At 64.3% G+C, this 19,516-nt stretch carries 18 protein-coding genes and 1 tRNA gene; 12 read left to right on the forward strand and 7 right to left on the reverse strand.

Annotated features, from left to right (window positions below):
- Positions 1–155 precede the first annotated feature (155 nt).
- From ACP26O_RS25925 to folE2, 4 genes are all read left to right on the forward strand, one after another.
- The gene (locus tag ACP26O_RS25925) at positions 156–449 is read left to right on the forward strand and encodes an exodeoxyribonuclease VII small subunit (protein ID WP_006760428.1); all 294 of its coding nucleotides are present in this window, start codon (positions 156–158) and stop codon (positions 447–449) included.
- The gene (locus tag ACP26O_RS25930) at positions 446–1,330 is read left to right on the forward strand and encodes a polyprenyl synthetase family protein (protein WP_175663151.1); all 885 of its coding nucleotides are present in this window, start codon (positions 446–448) and stop codon (positions 1,328–1,330) included. Before ACP26O_RS25925 ends, ACP26O_RS25930 begins: the two co-directional genes overlap by 4 nt.
- An 81-nt stretch (positions 1,331–1,411) precedes the next feature.
- Positions 1,412–3,316, forward strand: coding sequence for a 1-deoxy-D-xylulose-5-phosphate synthase (dxs, locus tag ACP26O_RS25935; RefSeq protein ID WP_175663150.1), 1,905 nt, complete (start codon positions 1,412–1,414; stop codon positions 3,314–3,316).
- Positions 3,317–3,470: 154 nt separating this feature from the next.
- Positions 3,471–4,280 (forward strand): GTP cyclohydrolase FolE2, encoded by an 810-nt coding sequence (gene folE2, locus ACP26O_RS25940; RefSeq protein ID WP_011658296.1) that lies wholly within the window; start codon positions 3,471–3,473, stop codon positions 4,278–4,280.
- 100 nt (positions 4,281–4,380) lie between these two features.
- Here the strand turns inward: folE2 and tsaD are convergent, their stop codons facing one another.
- Complete coding sequence (gene tsaD, locus ACP26O_RS25945) at positions 4,381–5,421, reverse strand: tRNA (adenosine(37)-N6)-threonylcarbamoyltransferase complex transferase subunit TsaD (protein WP_175663149.1); 1,041 nt, start codon at positions 5,419–5,421, stop codon at positions 4,381–4,383.
- A gap of 131 nt (positions 5,422–5,552) precedes the next feature.
- On the opposite strand from tsaD, the gene ACP26O_RS25950 reads away from it, so the two are divergent.
- The 6 genes from ACP26O_RS25950 (at position 5,553) to ACP26O_RS25975 (ending at position 12,378) form a co-directional block, all read left to right on the forward strand.
- Positions 5,553–6,770, forward strand: coding sequence for an NAD(P)/FAD-dependent oxidoreductase (locus tag ACP26O_RS25950; protein WP_175663148.1), 1,218 nt, complete (start codon positions 5,553–5,555; stop codon positions 6,768–6,770).
- A 106-nt stretch (positions 6,771–6,876) separates the two neighbouring features.
- Entirely contained in the window at positions 6,877–7,089 is a 213-nt protein-coding gene (gene rpsU / locus ACP26O_RS25955; protein WP_006751743.1) for a 30S ribosomal protein S21, read from the forward strand.
- A gap of 186 nt (positions 7,090–7,275) precedes the next feature.
- Positions 7,276–7,722: a GatB/YqeY domain-containing protein gene (locus ACP26O_RS25960; RefSeq protein WP_006751744.1), complete on the forward strand. Its 447-nt coding sequence runs from the start codon at positions 7,276–7,278 to the stop codon at positions 7,720–7,722.
- A gap of 64 nt (positions 7,723–7,786) precedes the next feature.
- On the forward strand, positions 7,787–9,655 hold the full coding sequence (gene dnaG / locus ACP26O_RS25965) for a DNA primase (protein ID WP_011658299.1): 1,869 nt from the start codon (positions 7,787–7,789) through the stop codon (positions 9,653–9,655).
- An 88-nt stretch (positions 9,656–9,743) separates the two neighbouring features.
- A complete protein-coding gene (gene rpoD, locus ACP26O_RS25970; RefSeq protein ID WP_105831367.1) occupies positions 9,744–12,161 on the forward strand; it encodes an RNA polymerase sigma factor RpoD in 2,418 nt (805 codons plus the stop codon).
- Positions 12,162–12,299: 138 nt separating this feature from the next.
- Positions 12,300–12,378, forward strand: a tRNA-Ile gene (locus ACP26O_RS25975).
- Between the two features lie 123 nt (positions 12,379–12,501).
- On the opposite strand, the gene ACP26O_RS25980 is transcribed toward ACP26O_RS25975, so the two are convergent.
- The 5 genes from ACP26O_RS25980 to ACP26O_RS26000 all read right to left on the reverse strand — a co-directional run bounded on the left by ACP26O_RS25980 (position 12,502) and on the right by ACP26O_RS26000 (position 16,488).
- Positions 12,502–13,290, reverse strand: coding sequence for a carboxymuconolactone decarboxylase family protein (locus tag ACP26O_RS25980; RefSeq protein WP_244098928.1), 789 nt, complete (start codon positions 13,288–13,290; stop codon positions 12,502–12,504).
- Positions 13,268–13,771, reverse strand: a complete 504-nt coding sequence (locus ACP26O_RS25985) for a (R)-mandelonitrile lyase (RefSeq protein ID WP_175663147.1) — start codon at positions 13,769–13,771, stop codon at positions 13,268–13,270. Before ACP26O_RS25985 ends, ACP26O_RS25980 begins: the two co-directional genes overlap by 23 nt.
- Before the next feature lie 17 nt (positions 13,772–13,788).
- Complete coding sequence (locus ACP26O_RS25990; RefSeq protein WP_426356408.1) at positions 13,789–14,061, reverse strand: SDR family NAD(P)-dependent oxidoreductase; 273 nt, start codon at positions 14,059–14,061, stop codon at positions 13,789–13,791.
- Between the two features lie 378 nt (positions 14,062–14,439).
- The gene (locus ACP26O_RS25995) at positions 14,440–15,189 is read right to left on the reverse strand and encodes a creatininase family protein (RefSeq protein ID WP_175659577.1); all 750 of its coding nucleotides are present in this window, start codon (positions 15,187–15,189) and stop codon (positions 14,440–14,442) included.
- A gap of 12 nt (positions 15,190–15,201) precedes the next feature.
- Entirely contained in the window at positions 15,202–16,488 is a 1,287-nt protein-coding gene (locus ACP26O_RS26000; RefSeq protein ID WP_105831371.1) for an MFS transporter, read from the reverse strand.
- A gap of 170 nt (positions 16,489–16,658) precedes the next feature.
- Here ACP26O_RS26000 and ACP26O_RS26005 point away from each other — a divergent pair, with 170 nt between their 5' ends.
- Entirely contained in the window at positions 16,659–17,582 is a 924-nt protein-coding gene (locus tag ACP26O_RS26005; protein ID WP_175659575.1) for a LysR family transcriptional regulator, read from the forward strand.
- A 340-nt stretch (positions 17,583–17,922) separates the two neighbouring features.
- On the forward strand, positions 17,923–18,807 hold the full coding sequence (locus tag ACP26O_RS26010; RefSeq protein ID WP_244098927.1) for a formylglycine-generating enzyme family protein: 885 nt from the start codon (positions 17,923–17,925) through the stop codon (positions 18,805–18,807).
- A 42-nt stretch (positions 18,808–18,849) separates the two neighbouring features.
- Here the strand turns inward: ACP26O_RS26010 and ACP26O_RS26015 are convergent, their stop codons facing one another.
- On the reverse strand, positions 18,850–19,470 hold the full coding sequence (locus ACP26O_RS26015) for a TetR/AcrR family transcriptional regulator (RefSeq protein ID WP_175655112.1): 621 nt from the start codon (positions 19,468–19,470) through the stop codon (positions 18,850–18,852).
- Between the last annotated feature and the right edge of the window lie 46 nt (positions 19,471–19,516).

Raw genomic sequence — 19,516 nt, forward strand, 5'->3', positions numbered from 1 at the left:
TTTGTGTCAATTTTTTGTCGGGAGACACTCGGAAGGCGCACACTGTGCGTCGAAGATGGGGCCGGAATTGTGCCGGGCCCGCCAAGTCGGGAGATCGGAGAATTCTCTTTTGCCGTAGAATGTCCGACTTGTTTTGAAATTTGACACCCTCGTCCATGGCGAAAACCGCATCCCCAGGCGCCACGCCGCCCGACAATGGCACCGAACCGTTGCCGGACAATTACGAAATGGCGCTCGCGGAACTCGAGACGCTGGTTGCCCGGATGGAAGGCGGCGCGTTGAGCCTCGAGGATTCGCTCGCCGCGTATCGCCGCGGCGCGAACCTCGTTGCGTTTTGCCAACAGCAGCTCGAGAAAGTGGAGCAACAGGTTCGCGTGCTGGACGGCGCGACGCTGAAGCCGCTTTCGTCCGGAACGGCCGCCACGGACGGCGAAGACGACGATCTATGACATTCGAACAATGGATGCGGTCCGTGCTTGACCGTGTCGAGGACGCACTCGGCCACTATTTGCCGGCCGAAAACGTGGTGCCCACGCAACTCCACGAAGCGATGCGCTACGCGGTCCTCGGCGGCGGCAAGCGCGTTCGCCCGCTGCTGTGCCATGCAGCAGGCGAACTGACCGGTGCGACGGAAGCGGCGCGCAACGCGGCGGCGGCGGCGCTGGAGATGATCCACGTCTATTCGCTCGTGCACGACGACATGCCGTGCATGGACGACGACGCGCTGCGTCGCGGCAAGCCGACCGTGCACGTGCAGTACGACGAGCCGACGGCGTTGCTGGTCGGCGACGCGCTGCAGTCGCAGGCATTCGTCGCGCTGACCGACGTCGATGCGCTGTCGCCCGTGCAGCAGGCCGCGCTCGTGCGCGAGCTGGCGCTGGCGAGCGGCTCGATCGGCATGGCCGGCGGGCAGGCGATCGACCTGGCGAGCGTCGGCCTGAAGCTGACGCGCGAGCAGCTCGAGACGATGCACCGGATGAAGACGGGTGCGCTGCTGCGCGCGGCCGTGCGGATGGGCGCGCTGGCCGGCGAGATGCCGTCGGCGGAAACGCTGGCCGCGCTCGACGTCTACGCAGCGGCCGTGGGCCTGGCCTTTCAGGTCGTCGACGACATTCTCGACGTCACGACCGATTCGGCGACGCTCGGCAAGACGGCCGGCAAGGATGCGGCAAACGACAAGCCGACCTACGTATCGATCCTCGGCCTCGACGCATCGCGCGAGCTCGCAGCCCAGCTGCGCGCGGAAGCACACGATGCGTTGAAACCGTTCGGCGCACGCGCACAGCGTCTCGCCGAACTTGCCGACCTGGTGGTGAACCGGGTCAGCTGACGCGAAGCCCGCCGCTGCGCACACGCTTACGGTGCGTGCAATAGAATGCGGGCGCGTTTGATTTCCTACAATGGAACGACGATGTACGACTTGCTGAAAACCATCGACGACCCGGCGGATCTGCGCCGCCTCGATCGTCGCCAACTCCAACCGCTCGCGGATGAACTGCGCGCGTTCGTGCTCGACAGCGTGTCGAAGACGGGCGGCCATTTGTCGTCCAACCTCGGGACGGTCGAGCTGACGATCGCGTTGCACTACGTGTTCAACACGCCGAACGACCGGATCGTCTGGGACGTGGGCCACCAGACCTACCCGCACAAGATCCTGACGGGTCGCCGCGACCAGATGCATTCGCTGCGCCAGTACGACGGCATCTCGGGTTTCCCGCGCCGCAGCGAGTCCGAATACGACACGTTCGGCACCGCGCATTCGAGCACGTCGATCTCGGCGGCGCTCGGGATGGCGATCGGCAGCCAGCTGAACGGCGACGACCGCTTCTCGATCGCGGTGATCGGCGACGGCGCGATGACGGCCGGCATGGCGTTCGAGGCGATGAACAACGCGGGCGTGTCGGAGGATGCGAAACTGCTCGTGATCCTCAACGACAACGACATGTCGATTTCGCCGCCGGTGGGCGCGCTGAACCGCCATCTCGCGCGCCTGATGTCGGGCCGCTTCTACGCGGCCGCGCGTGCCGGCGTCGAGCGCGTGCTGAGCGTGGCGCCGCCGGTGCTCGAACTCGCGCGCAAGCTCGAGGAGCACGCGAAGGGCATGGTCGTGCCGGCGACGCTGTTCGAAGAATTCGGCTTCAACTACATCGGCCCGATCGACGGTCACGATCTCGATTCGCTGATCCCGACGCTGCAGAACATTCGCGAGCTGCGCGGCCCGCAATTCCTGCACGTGGTGACGAAGAAAGGCCAGGGCTACAAGCTCGCCGAAGCGGATCCCGTGCTCTATCACGGCCCCGGCAAGTTCAACCCGGCCGAAGGCATCAAGCCGTCGCCCACGCCCGCGAAGAAGACGTACACGCAGGTGTTCGGCGAATGGCTGTGCGATGAAGCCGAGCGCGATTCGCGCGTCGTCGGCATCACGCCCGCGATGCGCGAAGGCTCGGGCATGGTCGAGTTCGAGAAGCGCTTCAAGGATCGCTACTACGACGTCGGTATCGCCGAGCAGCACGCGGTGACGTTCGCGGGCGGCCTCGCGACCGAAGGGCTGAAGCCCGTCGTCGCGATCTACTCGACGTTCCTGCAGCGTGCGTACGACCAGCTGATCCACGACGTCGCGCTGCAGAACCTGCCGGTCGTGTTCGCGATCGACCGCGCGGGCCTCGTCGGCGCCGACGGTGCAACGCACGCGGGCGCGTACGATCTCGCGTTCATGCGCTGCATCCCGAACATGACGATCATGGCCGCGTCCGACGAGAACGAGTGCCGCCAGATGCTGCATACGGCGCTTCAGCAGCCGAACCCGACCGCGGTGCGTTATCCGCGCGGCGCGGGCACGGGCGTGGCGACGGTGAAGGAATTCACCGAGATCCCGCTCGGCAAGGGCGAAGTGCGTCGCCGTACGTCGCAGCCGGAAGGCAAGCGCGTCGCGATTCTCGCGTTCGGCACGATGGTCGCGCCGTCGCTCGCGGCGGGTGACGAGCTCGACGCCACGGTCGCGAACATGCGCTTCGTGAAGCCGGTCGATGCGGCGCTCGTGCGTGAACTCGCCGAGACGCACGACTACCTCGTCACGGTCGAGGAAGGTTGCGTGATGGGCGGTGCGGGCTCGGCCTGCGTCGAAGCCCTGATGGAGAGTGGGGTTATCCGACCCGTAATACAATTGGGCCTCCCTGACCAGTTCATCGATCACGGTGACCCCGCGAAGCTGCTGGCGCAATGCGGCCTCGACGGCGCGGGCATCGCGAAATCGATTCGCGAACGCTTCCTGAGCCCGGCGGCCGACGTCGCCGATCAGGCGAAGCGCGTCGCGTAAGCTGGCGCCGCCTGCGGGCGGCGTCGGTGCGACTGGCGCAACCGGTCTACATTGATGCGGAAAACATGGGCCTGCGGGCCCATGTTGCTTTTCCGGCTGCCGCGTGACGCGGCGTGCGCGTCGTCGAACGCGCGGCTAACAAGGATTGAACAAGATGAACCAGATGAATCCCGCCTTCGTGATGCCCGACGTGCAGAGCACGGTGGATACCCGCCAGATTCCGATTCAGCGCGTGGGCGTGAAGGCGGTCCGGCATCCGTTGACGGTGCGCACGGAGAGCGGCGACGTGCAGCCGACCGTCGGCGTCTGGAACCTCGACGTGCATCTGCCTGCCGATCAGAAGGGCACGCACATGTCGCGCTTCGTCGCGCTGCTCGAAGACAGCCGCGAGCCGCTGACGGTCGAGCGCTTCCGCGCGATGCTCGCGTCGATGCTCGTCAGGCTGGAAGCCGAGGCCGGCCGCATCGAGGTCACGTTCCCGTACTTCGTGAACAAGACGGCGCCGGTGTCGGGCGTACAGAGCCTGCTCGACTATGAAGTGACGCTCGCGGGCGAAAGCCGCAACGGCGAGACGCGCCTGTTCCTGAAGGTGCTCGTGCCGGTGACGAGCCTGTGCCCGTGCTCGAAGAAGATCTCGCAGTACGGTGCGCACAACCAGCGCTCGCACGTGACGATCGATGCCGAACTCGCGGCCGATCTGCCGGTCGAGGCGCTGATCCGCATTGCGGAAGAAGAGGCGTCGTGCGAGCTGTGGGGCTTGCTGAAGCGTCCGGACGAGAAGTTCGTCACGGAGCGTGCGTACGAAAACCCGAAGTTCGTCGAGGATCTGGTGCGCGACGTCGCGCAGCGTCTCGATGCGGACGAGCGCGTGGTTGCGTACGTGCTCGAAGCCGAGAACTTCGAGTCGATCCACAATCACAGCGCGTATGCGCTGATCGAGCGCGACAAGCGACACGCCGCGTAACGCTGCGTCGTTTTGCCGCTGCAATGAAAAATGGCCGCTCATCGAGCGGCCATTTTGTTTGCCGGCGTGTGCCGGCGCGCAGGGTATCGGGTGGCGCGAATCAGCGTGCGAGCGACGCGAGATCCCAGCGCGGCTTCACCGTGAACGCGTAGTCGGCATTCGCCTGCTCGGGCCAGCGGCCGAGCCGCAATGCGCCGGCGAGCGCGATCATCGCGCCGTTGTCGGTGCAGAGCGCGAGATCGGGATAGTGCACGTCGAAGCCGCGCTTGGCCGCTGCGGCCGACAGCGCCGCGCGCAGCTGGCGATTCGCGCCGACGCCGCCCGCGACCACCAGGCGCTTGAGTTTCGTCTGCTTGAGCGCGGCGAGCGACTTCGCGACGAGCACGTCGACGGCTGCATCGACGAAGCCGCGCGCGAGGTCGGCCTTCGCGCACTCGAGCGCTTCGCCGTCCAGCTTCGCCGCCTCGAATTTCTTCATCTGCGTGAGCACGGCCGTCTTCAGGCCGCTGAAGCTGAAGTCGAGATCGCCCGAATGCAGCATCGGACGCGGCAGCACGACCGCACCCGGCGTGCCCGTTTCCGCGAGTTTCGACACTTCCGGGCCGCCCGGATAGCCGAGGCCGATCAGCTTCGCCGTCTTGTCGAACGCTTCGCCGGCCGCGTCGTCGAGCGTCTCGCCGAGCGTCTCGTACACGCCGACGTCGGTCACGCGCATCAGTTGCGTATGACCGCCCGACACCAGCAGCGCGATGAACGGGAACGGCGGCGGCTCGTCGACGAGCAGCGGCGACAACAGATGGCCTTCGAGGTGATGAATGCCGACGGTCGGCTTGTTCCAGGCGAGCGCGAGCGCATTCGCGATGCTCGCGCCGACCAGCAGCGCGCCGGCGAGGCCGGGGCCTTGCGTGAACGCGATCGCGTCGATGTCGTCGCGGTGCGTGCCGCTTTGCGCCATCACTTCCTCGAGCAGGGGCAGCGCGCGGCGGATGTGATCGCGCGACGCGAGCTCCGGCACGACGCCACCGTATTCGCGGTGCATCGCAATCTGCGAATGAAGCGCGTGCGCGAGCAGGCCGCGCTGCGTGTCGTAGAGCGCGAGGCCGGTTTCATCGCAGGAGCTTTCGATGCCGAGGACGAGCATGGGTAAGGGCGGGGGCGCGCGTTGTCGAGCGCGCCGCAGGTAGGTCGACGTAACCAGAAATTATAGCAGGCGGGAGCCGGTCGCCGCCGCGGGCGGCCCGAGCCGGAGGCCGGGCAGGTACAATCCGCGCCATGGAAACTTATGACATCGCCGTGATCGGCGCGGGCGCCGCCGGGATGATGAGCGCCGCGGTCGCCGGGCAACTCGGCCGCCGCGTGGTGCTGATCGACCACGCGCCGCGGCTCGCCGAGAAAATCCGCATCTCGGGCGGCGGCCGCTGCAACTTCACGAATCTCTACGCAGGCCCCGACAACTACCTGTCGTCGAATCCGCATTTCGCGCGCTCGGCGCTCGCCCGTTACACGCCGCGCGACTTCCTCGGGCTGCTCAAGCGCCATCACGTCACCTGGCACGAAAAGCACAAGGGGCAACTCTTCTGCGACCACGGCAGCGACGCGATCATCGACATGCTGAAGCACGAATGCGACGCGGGCGGCATCGCCTGGCGCCGCCCGGTGGTCGTCGACGCGGTGCGCCACGCGGCCGACGGCTTCACGCTCGACACGCAGCAGGCAGGGCCGATCCGCGCACGCGCGCTGATCGTCGCGACGGGCGGCCTGTCGATCCCGAAGATCGGCGCGACCGATTTCGGCTACCGGGTCGCGAAGCAGTTCGGCCACAAGCTCATCGATACGCGGCCCGCGCTCGTGCCGCTCACGTTCGCGCAGCACGACTGGGAGCCGTTCGCGGCGCTGTCCGGCGTGTCGCTCGAAGTGCGCGTATCGACCGGTGACAAGAAACGCGGCGGCGAATTCGTCGAGGATCTACTGCTGACCCATCGCGGCCTGTCGGGCCCCGGCATCCTGCAGATCTCCAGTTACTGGCAGTCCGGCGACCCGATCCGCATCGACCTGCTGCCGCAGCGCGACGCGGTGGCCGACCTGCTCGACGCGAAGCGCACGTCGAAGCGACAGATCGGCTCGCTGCTCGCGGACTGGGTGCCGTCGCGCCTCGCGCACGTCTGGCTCGACACGCATCGCGTCGCGGCCGACGCGCGGCTCGCGGATCTGCCCGACAAGACGCTGCGCCAGATCGGCGACGCGCTGTCCGGCTGGACGCTGACGCCGAACGGCACCGAGGGCTACAAGAAGGCCGAGGTGACGAAGGGCGGCGTCGATACGCGCGAACTGTCGTCGGCCACCATGATGAGTGCGCGGGTGCCGGGGCTGTTCTTCATCGGCGAGGCGGTGGACGTGACGGGCTGGCTCGGCGGCTACAACTTCCAGTGGGCGTGGGCGTCCGGCACGGCGGCCGGGCAGGCGGCGGCGGAGTTTGCGCACGGCGTCTGAAAGGGCCGCGCAGGCCCGTCGTTGATGGGACCCGGCCCTTAGGCCTTTGTGCGACGCTCTGCTATACTCGTCAATCTTCCCTGCAAACCTTTATTCGTGTCGGATCATGACGATCATTCGCGTTAAAGAAAACGAGCCGTTCGAAGTCGCCATGCGTCGCTTCAAGCGCACGATCGAGAAGAACGGTCTGCTGACCGAGCTTCGTGCGCGGGAATTCTTCGAAAAACCGACCGCCGAGCGCAAGCGCAAGAAGGCTGCAGCAGTGAAGCGTCATTACAAGCGGATTCGCAGCCAGACGCTGCCGAAGAAGCTGTACTGAACGATTGAGCGCCGCGCGGTTCACTGAGCGGCGCACCGGCGACCTCCGTGCGATCGGTGTCGATCAGGGGGCTGCGAGTCGCCGATGCCGGATTCGAGCAACCCGCTTGAGACATAGTCCCAAGCGGGTTTTTGTGTTGACGTCCATTCACGGGCGTCGAAGTCACGTTTCCATCCCGGGTGCAAGATGAGTTTGAAAGAGCAGATCAGCGAAGACATGAAGGCCGCGATGCGCGCGAAGGAAAGCGAGCGTCTGGCGACGGTTCGCCTGCTGCTGGCCGCGATCAAGCAGCGCGAGATCGACGATCAGGTGACCCTCGACGACGCGGGCATCACCGCCGTGATCGACAAGATGATCAAGCAGCGCAAGGACTCGATCAGCCAGTTCCAGGCCGCCGGCCGCGACGATCTCGTCGCGAAGGAGCAGGCCGAACTGACCGTGCTGGGCGCCTACATGCCCGCGCAACTGTCGGACGCGGAAGTGGCCGCCGAAGTCCAGGCCGCGGTCGCGGCAACGGGCGCAGCCGGCCCGCAGGACATGGGCAAGGTGATGGGCGTGCTGAAGGGCAAGCTCGCCGGCCGTGCCGACATGACCGCTGTCTCCGCGCAGGTCAAGGCCGCGCTGTCGAAGTAAAACCCGCTTCCTGGCGCGGCGTGCGCCGGGGCATCGTATTGTCCTTTTTTCGCTCGATCCCACGGTGATTCCGCATTCGTTCCTGCAGGATTTACTGAACCGCGTCGATATCGTCGACGTGGTGGGCCGGTACGTGCAGCTCAAGAAGGGCGGCGCCAACTTCATGGGGCTGTGCCCGTTCCATAACGAGAAGAGCCCGTCGTTTACCGTCAGCCCGACCAAGCAGTTCTATCACTGCTTCGGCTGCGGCGCGCACGGCACGGCGATCGGCTTCCTGATGGAGCACGCGGGGCTGACGTTCCCGGAAGCCGTGCAGGAACTCGCGCAATCGGTCGGGCTGACCGTGCCGCACGAGCCATCGATGCGCGGCGGCGGTGGGGGCGGCGGCGACTATCCGGCACCCGTGTCGAAATCGGTCGCGACGGCGCTGTCCGACGTGATGTCCGTTGCGTGCGACTACTATCGCAAGCAATTGCGCGGCGCGACCGTCGCTATCCAGTACCTGAAGAACCGGGGTCTGACCGGCGAGATCGCCGCGCGCTTCGGCCTCGGCTATGCGCCGGACGGCTGGCAGAACCTCGAAACCGCGTTCCCCGACTATCGCGACGAGTCGCTCGTCGAATCGGGGCTCGTGATCGTCAGCGAAAAAACCGACGCGCAAGGCGTCGCGCGACGCTACGACCGGTTCCGCGAGCGGATCATGTTCCCGATCCGCAACGTGAAGGGGCAGGTGATCGGGTTCGGCGGCCGCGTGCTCGGCAGCGGCGAGCCGAAGTACCTGAATTCGCCCGAAACACCGCTGTTCAACAAGGGCAGCGAGCTGTACGGGTTGTTCGAGGCGCGCCTCGCGATCCGCGAGCGCAAGTACGTGCTGGTCGTCGAGGGCTACATGGACGTCGTCGCGCTCGCGCAGCTCGGCTTCCCGAACGCGGTCGCGACGCTCGGCACGGCGTGTACGCCGATCCACGTGCAGAAGCTGCTGCGCCAGACCGATACGGTCATTTTCAGCTTCGACGGCGACTCGGCCGGCCGGCGTGCGGCGCGCCGCGCGCTCGAGGCGTGCCTGCCGCATGCGGCGGACAACCGGACGATCCGATTCCTTTTCCTGCCGTCCGAACATGATCCGGACAGCTACGTACGCGAATTCGGCGCGGAAGCGTTCTCCGAGCAGGTCGAACGCGCGATGCCGCTGTCGCAATTTCTGTTGAACGAAGCAATCGCCGGCAAGGCGCTCGATCAACCGGAAGGTCGCGCGAAGGCGCTGTTCGACGCGAAGCCGCTGCTGCAGGCGCTGCCTGCTAATGCGTTGCGCGCGCAAATCATGCACATGTTCGCCGACCGTCTCGATATCCCGTTCGAGGAAGTCGCGGCGCTGTCGGATGTCGATGCACGCATTGCCGCGCCGGCGCGCCACGCGCCCCCGCGCAGCGAGCGGCGACGCGTGACGGACAGCGAAAAGCGGGCGTTGCGTACGCTCGTGATGCATCCGCGGATCGCGTCGCAGCTCGACGACGAGCAACTTGCGACCCTGCGCGCGCTGCCGCGCATCGGCGAGCTGTTCGCCGAAGTCGTCGAGCATGCGCGTGCGCTGGGCGACGGCGCGGAGTTCCGGCTGCTGTCTGACGTGCTGCGCACCTCCTCGAACGGGGCGACTTACGAGGAAATCTTCCGCGAAATTCTGGACTATGATGAAAACGTCCGCGACTTGCTGTTACAGAATCCGGAAGACGAGACGGTGCCCGAGCGGCAGCGCGAACAGGAGCGGATCGCGGGCGAGGAGCTGCAGGCCGCGGTGCTCAAGATGCGTTACGACGCATGCTGCGACCGGCTCGATCGGCTGGCGCGGCAATCCACCTTCACACCCGAGGAACTGGCCGAATTGACGGAATTGAACCAGCAGCGAACCGACATGAAGCGTCGGCTCGGGCTGTAGGCGGCCGGGGCGCCAGGAGAGGGCTCCCCAGCGTGCTATAATATAAGGTTTCCAGCGGTTTGTTTTCCAAGCAGAGGCGAGAATCGCGATGGCAAAGACGACAGGCGGAAAGAAAGCAACGGGCAAGGGCTCGACGGAGCCGACCACGAAGGTCACTGCGGCCAAGTCTGCTTCTTCCACCAGGACAACGTCTTCGGCCACGTCAGCCCCTGCGGGAAAGAAAACCGCGGCCGGCACTGCTCAGGCTGCGCCGGCGTCGGCAGCCAGAACACGGGCTGCCGCCAGACCCGACTCCGGGCCGGCCAAGCCGGCGGCGAAGCGGGCAAGTGCGAAAAGCGCAAGGGACACGACTGCCGCCGCGGACGAAACGGCAGTACGTACTACTCATGCACCCACGGTTCAACCGGCTGTCGTCCAGCAGCCGCGAGTCGATATAGCCGGTACGGCGAACTCCATGACCAAAAAGCTGAACGAAGTATCCGTCGATGACGACGCAAATCAGAGCGACGAGCAGCCCGCACCCGCGGCTGCTCCGGGCAAATCCAAGGTGCGCGATCGTCGCGCCAAGGAAAAGGCGCTGCTGAAGGAAGCGTTCGCGACGAGCACGCCCGGCACGGCCGAGGAGCTCGAAGAGCGCCGCGTGAAGCTGCGCGCGCTGATCAAGCTCGGCAAGGAGCGCGGCTTCCTCACGTATGCCGAAATCAACGACCACCTGCCGGACAACTTCACCGAGACAGAAGCCCTCGAAGGGATCATCGGCACGTTCAACGACATGGGCGTGGCCGTATACGAGCAGGCACCGGACGCGGAAACGCTGCTCCTGAACGACAACGCGCCGGCCGCGTCGTCGGACGATGAAGTCGAGGAAGAAGCGGAAGTCGCGCTGTCGACCGTCGATTCGGAATTCGGTCGCACGACCGATCCGGTCCGGATGTACATGCGCGAGATGGGCACGGTCGAGCTGCTCACGCGCGAAGGCGAAATCGAGATCGCGAAGCGGATCGAGGACGGCCTGCGCCACATGGTGATGGCAATTTCCGCGTGCCCGACGACGATCGCCGACATCCTCGCGATGGCCGAGCGCGTCGCGAACGAAGAGATCCGCGTCGACGAACTCGTCGATGGCCTGCTCGATCCGAATGCTTCGGACTCCGCCGATACGGACGGTTTCTCCGCGAAGGAAGCCGAAGCGATCGAGAACGAGGACGAGGAAGCCGAAGAGGAAGAGGAAGAAGAGGAAGAGGAGGAGGACGACGGTGCCGCACAGGCGTCGGCCAACGCCGCCCAGCTCGAAGCCCTCAAGCGTGCATCGCTCGAAAAGTTCTCGCAGATCAGCGAGTGGTTCGACAAGATGCGCCGCGCGTTCGAGAAGGAAGGCTACAAGTCGAAGGCCTACCTGAAGGCGCAGGAAACGATCCAGACCGAGTTGATGACGATCCGCTTCACCGCGCGTACCGTCGAGCGTCTGTGCGACACGTTGCGTGCGCAAGTGGATGAAGTGCGTCAGGTCGAACGTCAGATCCTGCACATCGTCGTCGACAAGTGCGGCATGCCGCGTTCGGAATTCATCGCGCGCTTCCCGGGCAGCGAGACGGATCTCGACTGGGCCGAGAAGATCACGGCCGAAGGCCATTCGTACAGCGCGGTCCTGGCGCGCAACATCCCGGCGATCCGCGAACAGCAGCAGCGCCTGCTCGACCTGCAGGCGCGCGTCGTGCTGCCGCTGAAGGACCTGAAGGAAACCAACCGCCAGATGGCGGCCGGCGAACTGAAGGCGCGTCAGGCGAAGCGTGAAATGACCGAGGCGAACCTGCGTCTCGTGATCTCGATCGCGAAGAAGTACACGAACCGCGGCCTGCAGTTCCTCGACCTGATCCAGGAAGGCAACATCGGCCTGATGAAGGCGGTGGACAAGTTCGAATACCGTCGTGGCTACAAGTTCTCGACCTATGCGACGTGGTGGATCCGTCAGGCCATCACGCGTTCGATCGCGGACCAGGCGCGCACGATCCGTATTCCGGTTCACATGATCGAGACGATCAACAAGATGAACCGCATCTCGCGGCAGATCCTGCAGGAAACCGGTCTCGAGCCGGATCCGGCAACGCTTGCCGAGAAGATGGAGATGCCGGAAGACAAGATCCGCAAGATCATGAAGATCGCGAAGGAGCCGATCTCGATGGAAACGCCGATCGGTGACGACGACGATTCCCATCTCGGCGACTTCATCGAGGACAACAACACGGTCGCGCCGGCGGATGCCGCGCTGCATGCAAGCATGCGCGACGTCGTGAAGGACGTGCTCGATTCGCTGACGCCGCGTGAGGCGAAGGTGCTGCGGATGCGCTTCGGTATCGAGATGAGCACCGATCACACGCTCGAGGAAGTCGGCAAGCAGTTCGACGTCACGCGTGAGCGGATCCGTCAGATCGAGGCCAAGGCGCTGCGCAAGCTGCGTCACCCGAGCCGTTCCGACAAGCTGAAGTCGTTCCTCGAAGGGAACTGATTTCCAGCGTCTCACTTGCGAACGCCGCCGGTATCCATGTGATGCCGGTGGCGTTTGTCTCCTCTGTCGTCTTTGTTGTTACAATGCCGGCCCGGCTTCGTTGCCGGAGCGACAGGTAGCACGCCTTGCTTCTCATCTGGGCCCCTAGCTCATGCTTGGTTAGAGCAGCGAACTCATAATTCGTTGGTGCCGGGTTCGACTCCCGGGGGGCCCACCAGATTCTCTTCCAGATCATCCCGGGAAGTTGTGCCGTTAAGCATGAGTCGGCCACTCCACCCATCACATTCTGACGAACGGCGACGCCATACCGCCGATCCATGCCGTCCCCATCGGCGCCACATTAGCGTACGGATTTAGCGGCAACCTGCTTATCAAGCGCGTCGTGCGCATGCGTCGCGCTATCGGCGTCCACGCGGTCAGCCAAGACTTGTCCGAGTTGGCGCAGTTGGCTATCCGTGAGGCCGACATTCATGCTGATGCGCATGTGCGCTTGTAATTGCGGCTCCACCCCGGGCATGGCAGCCAACATTGCGACGGTCGCGATTTCGCGACTCTGCCAATCGAGATTGTCGCGTTCGAAGATGTCGCCGAACAGGTGAGTCTTAAGGTATTCGTCGATCGCCGGCGCGAAGTCGAACAGTGGCCCCTTGACCGCGCCACCCGCTAGCTTGGTCTGGTTGGCGGTGCCTGCGGAAAGTAGCGCGGCCCCGGTCGGGATCGGACGACTGGGTGCGTGACCAGGTGCATCCTCGACACCACGCTGCCTGCGCGTCTCAAGCACCTGCATCAGCTCTCCAAGCGCGTTGAGGCTGCGCGGGAAGCCGGCGTACGCGTAGAGCTGCACCAGGACCTCCCGCACGTCGGTGACGGTCAAGCCGGCGTCCAGCCCTTGATTCAACGCGTCATTCAGCTTGGCAAGATCGCCTTTGGCGGCGAATGCCGCGATCGGGACGATGGCCTGCTGGCGAGTCGACAGTGTTTCCGATGCTATCGATGTGCTTGTCACTTGTTGAGACTCCTGGGTAGTGGGAGCTGCGTGGCACACTGCAACCAGCAATCCCAAAGACATAATCAACGCAACGGCCCCATGGCGCTGAATGATCGACTTACCGGGCGTTGTATTGCTCATCCGTCACTTTCTCCATCCACTCGACGTTCTTGCCATCCACCGTGCCTGTGACAGCCAGGTGCGTCATCGCGTTAGCGGGAGCCGCGCCGTGCCAGTGTTTGACACCTGGCGGGCACCACACGACATCACCGGGATGGAGCTCGCGGATGGGTTTTCCCCATTCCTGCGTATATCCGACGCCGGACACGACGACGAAGTACTGCCCCTTCGGATGGGTGTGCCAAGCCGAGCGCGCACCCGGCTCGAACGTCACCAAACCGCCCGATGCGTTGATGTCTCCGCTGGCAGCCCAAACCGGATCAATCCGTACCTTGCCGGTGAAGTAAGCCGCGGGACCCGCTATCGAGGGCTGGCTGCCCGCGTGCATGACCTGTTGAGTTGCTGCCGATGCCGGCGCCGTTTGTGGCTCGGCAGCATCGGTTGCGGCAACATGGCATGCTGCGACGTAAAGGATCGCTTTCAGGAGCGACGAGACTTTCATCTATTCAACCCCTTCGTTCAGCGTGCGGTGTAGCCGCCATCGACCGGCAGTGCAACGCCAACCACGAAGGTGGAGCCGGGACTACATAGCCACAGAACGGCGTCGGCGATCTCCTGCGCCGTGCCGAGTCGGCCAATCGGTACATCCTTCATCATTTCATTCATGACCGCCGCTTCCCCCTTCAGCATATCGGCGACCATTGGCGTTTCCACGATGCCGGGGCAGATAGCATTGATTCGGATTCCTTGAGATGCGTATTCGAGACCCGCGCTCTTGGTCAGTCCCAGCAGCCCGTGCTTTGAGCAGACACAACACTGTCGGCGTCATTGGGCACGACCGGTAAAGCTCATCAAGGCCCAACTTGGCCGCCGGCCGAGTAACACGGGATCAGTGAACTGTATTGCTTACGAGACTAGTTCGGTAGATCGTGGAATCGGCATACTCATGTGAATCTCTTTCATCAATGTTGAAAGAGAACCTCAGCGACCTGCAGGCGTTCGTCGTCTCGCCCGTGAGCGCAGGTTCGCGAGGGTTGCGGGTCAACTCGGTCCGTCGTGCTCAGCACTGAGCCGCGCCATGCTCGGTTGTTCGATTGGGCGCTCAAGTGGACAAGGACATGAAAGGCAGCTGGCGCCAGAGAGAATCAGAATGGCGCCAGCGGGTCGGTTTCAGGCGGGCATCGGCTCGCGGCCGAAGGCTTCGAGTTCGCGCGCCAGTGACTGCGCGGCCAGTTCAACCAGTGCGCGGCCTTTTTCGCGCGTGGCCAGACCGGGATCGGAACCGATGCGTCCGTCAGGGAAGCGGGCGCGGAAGTCGAGGGCGTCGCGGATCGGGCCGGTGTTGGCGATCGGCGGCGCGTAGTCGGCCGACTTGATCGAATCGGGGAAGGCCCACTGGGTAATCGCAATCTCGGACGGGGTGGCATGCGCGCCGTGCCCCGTCGGGAACTGCTCCCGCGCCAGTTCGCCCACGCCTTCAAGATCCCACCAGTTGCAAAGCTTCAGCGCGAAGCCCGCACGGCGACGCGCAAAGCTGGCTTCGGCATAAAGTTCGGAGAACGCAGCATCGATCGATGAGACGTTGCCGCCGTGACCATTGAGGAACAGGATTTTCTCGAAACCGTGTGCCGCCAGCGAGCGGGTCCAGTCGCCGATCGCGGCAATGAATGTGGACGGGCGCAGCGAGATGGTGCCGGGAAAGCCGAGGTGATGCTGTGCCATGCCGATATTGAACGTGGGGCCCACGAGGATATCGGCGGATTTTTCGGCTTCACGCGCGATGATCTCAGGACACAGCCAGTCCGTGCCAAGCAGTCCGGTGGGGCCGTGCTGTTCGTTGGAGCCGATCGGCACGACGATCGTGCGGCTGCGCGTGAGGAACTGCTCGATTTCGGACCAGGTGGAAAGATGTAGAAGCATGACGACTCCTTGTTACGACTTTGCGGGTAGCTTGTTGGCGAGAATGATCAGTGCAGCGATGATCGGCAGCGTGGCCAGGATCAGCATGCCGAGGTGCAGGTTGCCGGTGGCCGTCTTCGCCCATCCGATGATGGCCGGGCCCCAGAAGCCGCCCGAAAGCCCGATCGTGTTGATCAGCGCGATGCCGCCTGCTGCCCCGGGCCCCTTGATGTATTCGGAGGGCATCGCCCAGAACACCGTGTAGGTCATCCACAGTGCGCAGGTGCCGAGCGTGAGCAGCACCAGCGATGCGGCGAGATTGCCGTCGACGAGGGTGGACGCGGCCAGCAGCAGGCCCCCGATGGTTGCGGGCACCGCGCTATGGAAACGGCGTTCGCCCGCCCGGTCGGACCGGCGCCCCATGTAGTACATGCCGAACGCCGCCGCAATATAGGGCAGGGCCGAGTACCAGCCGAGTTGTACGGTGTCGTTCACGCCCTGGGCCTTGATGAGGGTCGGCAGCCAGAAGCTGATCGCATAGATGGCGGCGATGATGCAGAAGTACGCGAAGGCCAGCACATAGACCCGGACGTCACGCGCCACCGCCAGGAAAGAGTGATTGTGCCCCGCCGCGGATCCGATCTCGCTCGCGAGCAGGCGCTTTTCGTCCTCGGTCAGCCACGCCGCATCGGCCGGCCGGTTCGGCACGAAGAACAGGGCGAGCACGCCAAGCAGGATACAGGGCAGGCCCTCGACCAGGAACATCCATTGCCAGCCGGCCAGTCCGCCGGCGCCCGACAGCGCTGTGATCAGCCACGCCGATACCGGCCCGCCGACAATGCCGCCGAGCGGGCCGGCAAGGAACACGACGGCGATTGCGCGCGCCATGCGCTGCGGGCCATACCAGCACGAGAGGTAGTAGATCATGCCCGGCGCAAAGCCCGCTTCGAAGATGCCGAGCACGAAGCGCATCGCGTAGAACATCGGCACGTTACGCACGAACAGCATGCAGGCCGAGGTAATGCCCCACAGCACCAGGATGCGGCTGAAGGTCTTGCGCGCGCCGATGCGCGGCAACATCAGGTTACTGGGTATCTCGAACAGGACGTAGCCGATGAAGAAGATTCCGGCGCCCACGCCGTACGCGGCATCGGAGAAGCCGAGGTCGCTTTGCATCTGGAGCTTCGCAAAGCCGATGTTGACGCGGTCGAGGTAGGCGAACAGGTAGCAGCTCAGCAGGAACGGCAGTAGCCGCCAGTTGATCTTGCTGTAGAGGTTCGAGGTGTCGCCTACCGCACTTTCGCTCGGGATTGCCAGCATGCCAGTCTCCAATGTCGTACGTGGTACCGCCCTGATGCATCGGATAGTGGCAGCGCGACGTGCAATCACCAACAGCAACCATGTCCACACTTCGTTGCCTACTGGGCAACGCATCTGGTATGGTGGGCGTCTGGCGATAGTGGCGGTAATCATCGGACGGATGGTTCGACATGCGTGAAATCAATCAGCAGCGGCTGCGCTACTTCCGCGCAGTGCTCGAGCAAGGGACCATCCGCGGCGCCGCCGAGAGCCTGAACACGTCGCCGTCGGTGATTACCCGGCAGATCCGGCTGCTCGAGGACGAACTGGGCGCGACGCTGTTCGAGCGGCAAGCGCGTGGCGTGAGGCCCACCGAAGCCGCCGCGCACCTGCTCGAGTTCTGGCGCGGCTACCGCTCGCATCAGGAGCGGCTCGAGGATCAGCTCCACGCGCTCAAGGGCCTGAAGCAGGGGCAGGTTCAACTGGTCCTGAGCGAAGGGTATGTGGATGCGCTGGTCAACGAGGTGCTGGCGCCGTTCTGTGCGCAGTACCCGTTGCTCGACATCGGCATGGAGATTCTCGGAGTCGATCAGGTGCTCGAAGCCGTGGCGGAAAGCCGCGCGCACCTCGGGCTTGCGTTCAACCCGCCGCCGCACCCGCGTATCGAGTATCTGGCGAGTTCGTCGCAGGCGGTCGGGCTGCTGGTGCGGTCCGACCATCCGCTGGCATTGCGCGGCGGCCCGGCCAGCGTCGAGGACATGTTGTCGTGGCCGCTGGCCATGATGCCGGCATCGTTCGGTGTCGGGCATGCGGCCAAGATGCTCGAATTCGCCGAGAACATTACGATACGGCCGAAGCTGGTCACCAATTCGCTCACGGCGCTCAAGCAGTTCGTCGCCTACGAAAACTACATGACGCTGATCGGCGGCGAATTCGCGGCGTATCGGGAGATCGCTGCCGGCACGCTCACGGTGGTGCCGATCGATCATCCGCTCTTCAAGGGCACCCAGGCGCGGTTGCTCGCGAAGGCAGGGCGGCCGTTACCGGCGGCCGCGCTCAAGCTCCTTGAACATATCCTGCGGGACATGCCGATGTTCGCGCGGGGCGGCGAGTAGAAGAACAAGCGGACAGGTCGTCGCTCGGTCGGTTCGGGTCTCGACAGGTGAACGACCGGTCTTGTCCACCGCTGCAAGCCGCTCGCCGGATTGAAGCAGGATGGTTGCAGATGCGCTGTCCTGTCTGGCAGCGTCATTTTTTACCCCCTTCATTTTTCAGCTTGACTCTGGGTATGCTTGCGTTAGATATTTATCCGATTGGATAAATATCTAACGATGGAGGAGAACGGATTTGAGCGAATCTGATCGATCGACCGCTGCTGGGCGCACGTGTTGCGCTCCTCGGCGCGCGAATTCATGCGAAGGTGTCGCGGCCTCGTCGTCCGAACCCGATCGGCTCGTGCATCCCGCATCGGCGAATGCGCGTCTCCCTGCAGAGAACATCATCGAGTTCGACGGCGGACCCAGCTGGGTGGGCACCGATGCGCCGGTCATCAAGGCGGATGGCGAGGGGCCGCGTCGAAAGGTGCATCTGAAGCCGTTTGGTATCGAACGGTACGCAGTGACGAACGACCGATTCGCCGAGTTCGTGGCGGCGACCGGCTATCGCACGGATGCCGAGCGATTCGGATGGAGCTACGTGTTCGACGCCTTTCTCGAGCCCGATTGCGTCGCCGAGGCGCCGGCAAACGTACCCTGGTGGCGGTCGGTGCCGGGGGCGTACTGGGCGGCCCCCGAAGGGCCGCTTTCGTCGCTCGACGGGCGCGGCATGCATCCCGTCATCCATATTTCCTGGAACGACGCGGCCGCGTTTGCACGGTGGTGCGGCGGGCGATTGCCGACCGAGGCCGAATGGGAGCACGCGGCGCGTGGCGGTGCCGATGCCCGACGTTTTCCGTGGGGAGACGAGGAGCCGGTGGAAGACGCGCTCTGCTGCAACATCTGGCAAGGCCGCTTTCCCGATCGCTACAGCGGAGGCGACAGAGCCTTCGGAACGGTGCGGGTCGATGCGTTTGCCGCGAATCCGGCGGGCCTCTACAACTGTAGCGGCAATGTCTGGGAGTGGTGTGTCGATCCGTTTCGCGTCAGATCGTTGTCGAGCGCCGGCAAGGCGAGAGATCGGCAGGCGGTCTCGGATCGGGAGTACACGCTGAAAGGCGGCTCATACCTGTGTCATCGAAGCTATTGCTATCGCTATCGGATCGCGGCCCGAACCGGGCGGCCAAAGGATACCTCCGCCGGGCATACGGGATTTCGCGTGGCTTATGATCTGACGCGGAAGTAAGGCCGGGCCCGACGATTTTCCGTCGGGCTCGACGGCGGGTGGTCAGCGAAAGACGAACGCCAGCACGGCTTCGCAATGGGCTTCCACGGCCTTCTCCCGCAGCGCGTTGATGCCGTGCGCGTATTTGATTTCAGCGGTCAGCAGATACGGGATTTGCGCGATCGCGGTGATCATGTACAGGAGCGTAATGGGATCGATCTTTTCGAGCCCCTTCGTCTGTGCGCTCACATGCTCGATCAGTGGAATGGTGAGGTTGTGGCGTGGCCGAATGAACGTCTGTGCCATCCACTTCAATCGTTCGGAATCGCGATTGGCTTCCTGCATCATCAGGCGCGCGTGCTCCGGATACTTCGCGCAATACCGGACGTAGTTCCGGATGTACTCCTTCACGACATCGAGTGAGATGCGTCCCACATCCGATCCCGGTGGCTTCGCCTCTGCCATGAAGCGGTCGAAGAGGAAGGTCACGCTTTCCCGCCACAGATTGTCCTTGCTGCCGAAGTAGTAACGAATCATCGCGTGATTGACGCCGGCCACGTCGGCGATATCGCGCACGCTCACCGCATCGAAGCCGCGAGTCGAAAACTGCTCGAGTGCAATGGCCAGAATTTCTGCTCGCGTCTGCTCGCTTCGTTCCTGCTGAGCCTGTCTGACAATCTGCATCGCAACGTTTCCTGAGTCGAGTCATCCGGATTGTGCCTTTCGTTCG

This window comes from Burkholderia sp. R-40 (assembly GCF_049942845.1).
Taxonomy (GTDB): Bacteria; Pseudomonadota; Gammaproteobacteria; order Burkholderiales; family Burkholderiaceae; genus Burkholderia; species Burkholderia ambifaria.

What these genes read in the sequence shown, in the direction of transcription:
- ACP26O_RS25925 (WP_006760428.1), top strand. Translation starts at nt 156, where the DNA reads ATGGCGAAAACCGCATCCCCAGGCGCCACGCCGCCCGACAATGGCACC.
- ACP26O_RS25930 (WP_175663151.1), top strand. Translation starts at nt 446, where the DNA reads ATGACATTCGAACAATGGATGCGGTCCGTGCTTGACCGTGTCGAGGAC.
- dxs (WP_175663150.1), top strand. Translation starts at nt 1,412, where the DNA reads ATGTACGACTTGCTGAAAACCATCGACGACCCGGCGGATCTGCGCCGC.
- folE2 (WP_011658296.1), top strand. Translation starts at nt 3,471, where the DNA reads ATGAACCAGATGAATCCCGCCTTCGTGATGCCCGACGTGCAGAGCACG.
- tsaD (WP_175663149.1), bottom strand. Translation starts at nt 5,421, where the DNA reads ATGCTCGTCCTCGGCATCGAAAGCTCCTGCGATGAAACCGGCCTCGCG.
- ACP26O_RS25950 (WP_175663148.1), top strand. Translation starts at nt 5,553, where the DNA reads ATGGAAACTTATGACATCGCCGTGATCGGCGCGGGCGCCGCCGGGATG.
- rpsU (WP_006751743.1), top strand. Translation starts at nt 6,877, where the DNA reads ATGACGATCATTCGCGTTAAAGAAAACGAGCCGTTCGAAGTCGCCATG.
- ACP26O_RS25960 (WP_006751744.1), top strand. Translation starts at nt 7,276, where the DNA reads ATGAGTTTGAAAGAGCAGATCAGCGAAGACATGAAGGCCGCGATGCGC.
- rpoD (WP_105831367.1), top strand. Translation starts at nt 9,744, where the DNA reads ATGGCAAAGACGACAGGCGGAAAGAAAGCAACGGGCAAGGGCTCGACG.
- ACP26O_RS25980 (WP_244098928.1), bottom strand. Translation starts at nt 13,290, where the DNA reads ATGAGCAATACAACGCCCGGTAAGTCGATCATTCAGCGCCATGGGGCC.
- ACP26O_RS25985 (WP_175663147.1), bottom strand. Translation starts at nt 13,771, where the DNA reads ATGAAAGTCTCGTCGCTCCTGAAAGCGATCCTTTACGTCGCAGCATGC.
- ACP26O_RS25995 (WP_175659577.1), bottom strand. Translation starts at nt 15,189, where the DNA reads ATGCTTCTACATCTTTCCACCTGGTCCGAAATCGAGCAGTTCCTCACG.
- ACP26O_RS26000 (WP_105831371.1), bottom strand. Translation starts at nt 16,488, where the DNA reads ATGCTGGCAATCCCGAGCGAAAGTGCGGTAGGCGACACCTCGAACCTC.
- ACP26O_RS26005 (WP_175659575.1), top strand. Translation starts at nt 16,659, where the DNA reads ATGCGTGAAATCAATCAGCAGCGGCTGCGCTACTTCCGCGCAGTGCTC.
- ACP26O_RS26015 (WP_175655112.1), bottom strand. Translation starts at nt 19,470, where the DNA reads ATGCAGATTGTCAGACAGGCTCAGCAGGAACGAAGCGAGCAGACGCGA.